Genomic DNA, 7,147 nt, shown 5'->3' on the forward strand with positions numbered 1-7,147 from the left:
TTTCACCGCGCATTCAGGGTGTATCACAATTATGATACGCCCTTTTTTTATGTGTTAGATTTAATGTTTTGCCAGCGTATATTTTCCCCAAAAGTCAGTTGAACTAGTCAATGCCTGAGACCCCACAGCAACATCGACAATGGCACTACCTCCACCCGGAGGACCAACTACGATTTCCCTGTTGTCTAATCCAGGCATCTGTAATCCATTGACTTTAACATTATAGGCTAACTCTGTCGGCGCTGCAACAGAAACACCAAGCGCCTCCAACGGAATTGCTAATTCGTAAAAAAAGCTATTATCCTTTTCAATATTGGCGAAGGTTTTTATTCCATACTCGTTATAAATAGAGATTAGCGTCTCCGATGTATTTTTAAAGCCATTGATTTTAATTTCCTTTGCCCTTTCCAGTTTCTTTTTTTGTCCGGCTACTCTGATCGAATCCCGCATCGGATCCTTCAAACCCTTGCGCATAGGAGAAGAAGACACTACAACTGCTCCACTACTGCTTGATCTCACCTGGTCTACAAACGGATAAGTCAAAGAAATACTTTCCTTCTCTTTCTTTTTCCCATCTGGATTTACCGAAAAAGTAATTCCACCTGCCATTATCTTTGTATTATTTTCAACATCTGTGGATTTGATAACCAAATAAAGGTTTTTATCATCATTACAGATTACATAGGAAAGACCTGTTCTTTTGTTAACAGAAAAATCTATGTCTTTCCATTCAAAGTTCTTTCCATCAATTTTGATTGTAGGAGGCGCAAACCTACTAAATCCCTGCGTTTCATCTGTTTTTTGTGCCAGAACAACTGTCACAAATCCGCCTAATAAAGCCGTACAAAGCGTGGTCTTAAGAAAAAGTGATTTCATATTTTGAAAGCTTGGATGATACAATTTAAGATTTAATAAATTGATTTACAAAATATTGCTTAGCTATTAAATATTAAAATTCACCGCCCATGGATGCTTGAAAATAACCACAACATCGAAAAGCATAGACATATGGCTACATAAGCAGGAACACATTTCGCTATAGTTAACAACACGTTGACATAAAATTAAGAAACCACTCAAAATCGACAGTTCGTTTTTTAATACTATTACAGCGGGATAAAATTTCATATAAAGAAACTCCGAACCCTAACAAACGACTGAACAGGCCTATTACTTATAGTTTTTTCTAATCTTCTCCAGCAACTGTTTGGTCTTTCTGATGCCTTCATCTTCTGATCCCGGACCGGAGAATTCTATTCCAACAATTCCTCTCCATTTGGCTGCGTTAATGATTTTAAACATACGTTCATAATCAATATCACTTTCCTCCCCATTCTCATTAAACTTCATTGATTTCGCACTTACTCCTTTTGCGTAAGGCATCATTTCTTCTACGCCCAGGTATTTATCATATTCTTTTCCACCTCCCAATGCAAAATTACCGAAATCGGGTAATGTTCCACAGAAAGGACTGTTCACCTGCTTAATTACATCGGCCAACCAGGCTCCATTAGAAGAGTAACCACCATGGTTCTCTACAATTACATTGATCCTGTGTTTTTTACCATATTCTGTAAGTTTTCCTAAACCGTCGACAGCTGCATCCTTTACCTGTTCCGCAGTTCCTTTACCAGCAGCATTTACACGAATGGTTTTACACCCCAGGTATTTGGCGGCATCAACCCATTTATAATGATTTTCTACAGCTTTTAACCTCGCCGCAGGGTCGGCATCCCCTAAGTTCCCCTCATTGTCGACCATGATTAGATGGTTCTGAATTCCTTCACCATCTGTTCTGCTCTTCAGCTCTTTTAAGTAAGCGGGATCTTTTTCTTTTTTATCGAAGAAAACACTTACATATTCCACAATATCAATTCCAAAATCCTTTTTAGCCTTAAGCGGAAAATCAAGGTTGTCTAGTTTCTTTGCGAACAAGGTATTGTGCAATGACCACTCGGCCAACGAAATGCTAAAAAACTCCTTTTTACCTGCACCAAAGGCATCTAAAGGAAGTAACGAACCCAAACCTACCGCTCCGCTTAACAGGCCAAGGTCTTTGATAAAGCTTCTGCGATCTTTTGTCATCATCTATATTTTTACGAACTACAATTTATAAATTATTTAATAAGAAAAAACTGTCAATTCCGAATCTATCTTACTTCTATCTTAGATTTGCCAACCTTTAAACTTTTTAAGTATCCTATTTTGGTCCCTTATTAAAGAAGCCATTAAAATACAACAACTGGTATTTTATGGCATTTGCCCAGTAATCCCAGGTATGGGCACCTGGCCTAATGGTAAAATCATGAGGGATATTACCGTATTTCAGTTGCTCATGCAACTTCATATTTACCTGATAAAAGAAATCATCCTTGCCACAGTCGATAATTAATGACAACCTGTTTGGCACTAATAAATACGTCATGTTTACTATAGTATTATCTTTCCAGCGTTGAGCATTTTTATCAAAATCTCCCAATCTTTTTGCGATATTCCAATTTAGCGGAAAGGAAGTTATATCGACTCCACCACTCATGCTTCCCGCGGCTCCAAATACATCCTGGTGCCTGAAAGAAAGATACAAGGCACCATGTCCGCCCATACTCAATCCTGTAATTGCCCTTCCTTTACGGTCATTTATGGTTTTGTAGTTTTTATCCATCCAGTTGACCAGTTCAGTGGCTACATAGGTTTCATACTTCCAGTTCGGATCTATAGGGCTATCGAAGTACCAGCTGGTTACATTTGCATCCGGACAAACAATTATAGCTTGGTAATCATCTGCGTATTTCTGCACGGCAGGGACTTTTTTAATCCACCCATCGTAAGAATCGCCTGCACCATGTAAAAGGTAAACTACCGGGAGAGGTTTACCCTGCCTATAGCTATCTGGCGTAATTACTACAGCTTTGATATTTTTCTTCATTGCTACGCTATAGGTTAGTACCGTATCTACCTTCGCTGCAAAAGCAAGCTGTACACTCAGCATTGCCACGAGACTTAAAAAAAGTATTTTCTTCATGATTGGTTTTTAATTATCGAGCAAACTAAAGTCTGCAATTCGATAAAAAGTTCGGTTATGTTTCCAAATAAAAGTATTTAAACCGCCAAATGAAAATGTTTTTCAAAATTAGTCTTCTCCTACAGCCAGAAATGCCTCATAGGTCATATCATACAGACTTACCACCTTACTGATCACATGATCTGCAGGGTATAAAAAATCTTCTTCCATTTTCTGATAAGTAGTTAAATTCAGTTTTAGTTGTTCTGCTACTTCCGTTTCAGTTTTTTTAGCTTTTTCCCTTAAAAACTGCAGCTTTTCGCCCAAGGTTAGTTTCATGTAGTTCATTAGAATCTTATTTTACAGCACTATTCACATGCTATCAAAAATACGAAAACAAACAATGAATCACCTAAAAACCAACACTTTAACAAAAACAGCACAATTATAAACTACTTAACAAAATTCTGACAAGCAACGTTCTCCAACGATGTTACTTTATATCTTTCAACATATCAATTGCACACTCCAAGGTGAAATTAAATTTATGGAAAAGTGCCCCAAACTTTTTTTCGTCTCGTGTAAGAAAATAGGTCAAATCTCTCAGATAAATTATCCCAACACATTTACCCTCTATTACAAGAGGCAAGAACTCATGATCTTGGTTGAATAGTATTTCCAGGGCATCAATAACCAGTCTTTCGGGATGCAGTCCGACTTGATCATTTAATTCAAAAAGATGAGCTTCATGTTTAATGAGAAAAGATGAAACTACTTGCTCCCCTGATATACAAGATGGTAAAACAGGCGCAAGCTCAACTACAAAATCGTGTAAAGTAGCGAGGGTATACTTAGAGAGTTGATGGTTACTTTTAGCAAAGCCAAATACTCTTTTTATGGTTGTTACACTAGTGTTCCTATTTAGTGATTGATTGATGGCTAAAGCAATCTTTTTACAATCTCTGGAAGTAACCTTCGTTAATCCTATTTTTAAAAGGATGTGTTGTTTTAATTCCTCAGGGATCATTCTAATTGTGCATGTGTCTCTTGTTTAAATTTTAGTCAAAAAAGTATTTGGCGTATAACATTGCACTTAATTTTTAAGCATTCCTGGACTATCTAAAAGCTCCACATCAAAAATCAATGCTGAATATGCAGGGACTAATCCAGGGACACCTCTTTCTGCATACCCCAGCGCCGATGGAATAAATACACGCCATGTGGATCCTGCCGGCATAATTTGTAGAATCTCATTCATCCCTGGTATAAAGGTTAAAGGCTTTCCAGTCAACACTTTTTTCTTCGCGTAGGTGTCTTCAAACAATTTCCCATCTGGGAGATAACCTTTTACATTAAGGAACACAGAGTCGGTAGCCCGAGGTTTAATACCATTCCCAGCCTTCAATATCACATAAGCCACTCCACTTGGCAGCATCCCTACCCCTGTTTTACCTCTTACATTTTCGAATAATAATTTTTCCTGCTGGGTACTTCGTTCCGAAATCAGTCTTTTCTGATAAGCATCCAAACGGGCAGAAACTGAGGATGCATCTACAAGCAAATCCTTATTGAGTAATACATCATCCATTCCTTTGCGGAATAATTCAGGATTCGTTATTGTGAAGCCGTTATTAATAATCCATTGACCAAGGAATGCTCCCAGGGTATACTGAAGGGAGTCTGATGCCATGGCTAACTTTACTGGTGTTGTTACCAATGGCTTAACTTGTCGGATTTGGGCCTTAACATTGAAAGATAGAGCAAATGCTACTACTATTAGTATTATTTTTTTTATCATAAATTAATGTGAGTCTATTGTAAAGCAGCAGTCCTTGAAAACTCAATCCAGTTAGTTCCATCAAAAATAAAGCATACCATAAATGTTCTACCACTGGTGGTACCTGTTGCAAGAGTTGACAATTTTTTACAATTTCCAGCAAAAGTGATAGTCCTACTCGCTGTAGTAGCTGTAAAACATAAATAAACCCTAGAACCGATAGCAGCACTAGTTCCACTGAATGTAAGAGTCGCATTTGCTGATGGTGTCATTGTATAGATCGAAGAACCATCAGGCGTTATTGTCTGCGAAGTTGTCCCCATAGCGGTTGTTGCTTCAAAGACCTCAGCGTTACCAGTTACATTAGGCAGGGTAATAACTTTATTACTTGTGGTTGGAGTCCATGACAAGGTACCTGTAACTCCTGCACTTTGAAGTTCAATTTGATTGGATGTTGCTGATAATTCCAGGGTTGGAGAAGTCACCACCCCCGTAAAAGTTGGAGATGCCAAAGGTGCTTTCAACGCGTTGTTCCCATTCAACTTTTGAATAGCTTGAAGAATATTATCTGTTGCAGCAATAACACCAGCTCCACTAGTATAGCCAGTTAGCACTTTACCTATAACAGCGGGATTGGATATAGTGGATGCATTGCCAGTTGAAGTAACTTCACCAGTTAAATTTGCATTTGTTGTTACTGTCCCTGCCGTTAATCCTGCGGCAGTACCGGTAATATTAGTCCCTACTAACGTTATCGGCGTGCCCAAATTTGGATTAACTAATGTTGGTGAAGTTGCAAAAACTGCAAGCCCAGTTCCTGTTTCATCAGATAAAGCCCCTGCAAGTCCTGCAGAATTGGTTAACATATTTTGTTTATTAGCTGCTGATGTTGTAACAGCAGCATCAGCATAAGCTGTAGTAGCAATAGCTACACTATTATTGCCCGCAATTTGAGTTACTCCTACGGCTCCAGATGAAAGAGTTACTACCCCTGTAAATGTTGGTGAAGCCAAGGGTGCTTTTAATTCAAGATCAGCCACACTTCCTTTTAAGTCCAAAGCTGTCTGAGTTGCAGTACTGATTGGTTTTGCCAGATCAGAAGTATTATCAACATTACCAAGACCAACTGCGACTTTATCAAACGTTCCCAAAGTCTTATCGCCTTTAAGATACTGTGCAGAAGTTCCCGTCGTGATCAATGGCTCTTTTGCATCTAAAGCTACTTGCGTAGCGGTACTGATTGGCTTTGCCAAATCAGAAGTATTGCTCACATCGCCAAGACCAACCATTGCAGCAGTAACACCTGTTACCGTACCGGTAAAAATTGGTGAAGCTAAAGGTGCCTTTAGCGCCAAATCAGCAGCACTACCTTTTGCATCTAAAGCCGCTTGTGTAGCAGTAGATACTGGTTTATTAGCATCGCTAGTGTTATCCACATTGCCAAGTCCTACCATTGTAGCCGTAACACCCGTTACCGCACCAGTAAAAGCTGGTGAAGCTAAGGGCGCTTTTAAAGCAAGATCAGCTACACTTCCTTTTGCATCTAAAGCTGCTTGTGTAGCAGTAGATACTGGTTTATTAGCATCGCTGGTGTTATCCACATTACCTAAACCTACCATCGTAGCCGTAACCCCCGTTACCGTACCGGTAAAAGTTGGTGAAGCCAAAGATGCTTTTAGTGCAAGGTCAGCAGTACTGCCCTTTAAATCTAAAGCCGCTTGAACAGCAGTACTAATTGGCTTTGCCAAATCAGAAGTATTGTTCACTTGGTCAAGACCAACCATTGCAGCAGTAACTCCTGTAACAGTACCAGTGAAAGCTGGTGAGGCCAAAGGTGCTTTTAAAGCTAGGTCAGTTGCATTGCCTTTTGTATCTAAAGCCATTTGAGTAGCAGTAGATACTGGTTTATTAGCATCACTGGTATTATCAACGTTGCCTAAACCAACCATTGTAGCCGTAACACCTGTAACAGTACCAGTAAAAGCTGGTGAAGCCAAAGGTGCTTTTAGCGCCAAATCAGCTGCACTACCTTTTGCATCTAAGGCAGCTTGCGTTGCAGTACTGATTGGCTTAGCCAAGTCAGAAGTATTGTTGACTTGATTAAGACCAACCATTGCAGCAGTAACACCTGTTACTGTTCCTGTAAAAGTTGGCGAAGCCAAAGGCGCTTTTAAGGCTAGATCAGCAGCACTGCCTTTTGCATCTAAAGCCGTCTGAGTAGCAGTAGATACTGGTTTATTTAAATCACAAGTATTATCCACATTACCTAAACCTACCATCGCAGCAGTAACACCCGTTACCGTACCAGTAAAAGTTGGTGAAGCTAATGGTGCCTTTAATGCTAAATCAGCAGCACTACCTTTTGTATC

General features: G+C 39.4%; 7 protein-coding genes. All 7 read right to left on the reverse strand.

Annotated elements, in window-relative coordinates; all coding sequences use genetic code 11:
* Positions 1-60 precede the first annotated feature (60 nt).
* On the reverse strand, positions 61-876 hold the full coding sequence (locus B9A18_RS24295) for a hypothetical protein (RefSeq protein ID WP_084292431.1): 816 nt from the start codon (positions 874-876) through the stop codon (positions 61-63).
* 294 nt (positions 877-1,170) lie between these two features.
* Positions 1,171-2,088: a sugar phosphate isomerase/epimerase family protein gene (locus B9A18_RS24300; protein WP_144009609.1), complete on the reverse strand. Its 918-nt coding sequence runs from the start codon at positions 2,086-2,088 to the stop codon at positions 1,171-1,173.
* Between the two features lie 112 nt (positions 2,089-2,200).
* Positions 2,201-3,022 carry an alpha/beta hydrolase gene (locus B9A18_RS24305; protein ID WP_084292435.1) on the reverse strand — a complete coding sequence of 274 codons (822 nt, stop codon included), beginning with the start codon at positions 3,020-3,022 and terminating at the stop codon, positions 2,201-2,203.
* Between the two features lie 108 nt (positions 3,023-3,130).
* Entirely contained in the window at positions 3,131-3,349 is a 219-nt protein-coding gene (locus tag B9A18_RS24310) for a helix-turn-helix domain-containing protein (RefSeq protein ID WP_084292437.1), read from the reverse strand.
* A 145-nt stretch (positions 3,350-3,494) separates the two neighbouring features.
* Positions 3,495-4,028 (reverse strand): CBS domain-containing protein, encoded by a 534-nt coding sequence (locus tag B9A18_RS24315; protein WP_084292439.1) that lies wholly within the window; start codon positions 4,026-4,028, stop codon positions 3,495-3,497.
* Positions 4,029-4,094: 66 nt separating this feature from the next.
* Positions 4,095-4,799, reverse strand: a complete 705-nt coding sequence (locus tag B9A18_RS24320) for an FKBP-type peptidyl-prolyl cis-trans isomerase (RefSeq protein WP_084292441.1) — start codon at positions 4,797-4,799, stop codon at positions 4,095-4,097.
* 14 nt (positions 4,800-4,813) lie between these two features.
* Positions 4,814-7,147, reverse strand: a 2,334-nt coding sequence (locus B9A18_RS25340; protein ID WP_200816436.1) for a beta strand repeat-containing protein, incomplete at its 5' end; no start/stop codon positions are given.

This window comes from Pedobacter nyackensis (assembly GCF_900176505.1).
GTDB classification, from domain to species: Bacteria; Bacteroidota; Bacteroidia; order Sphingobacteriales; family Sphingobacteriaceae; genus Pedobacter; species Pedobacter nyackensis.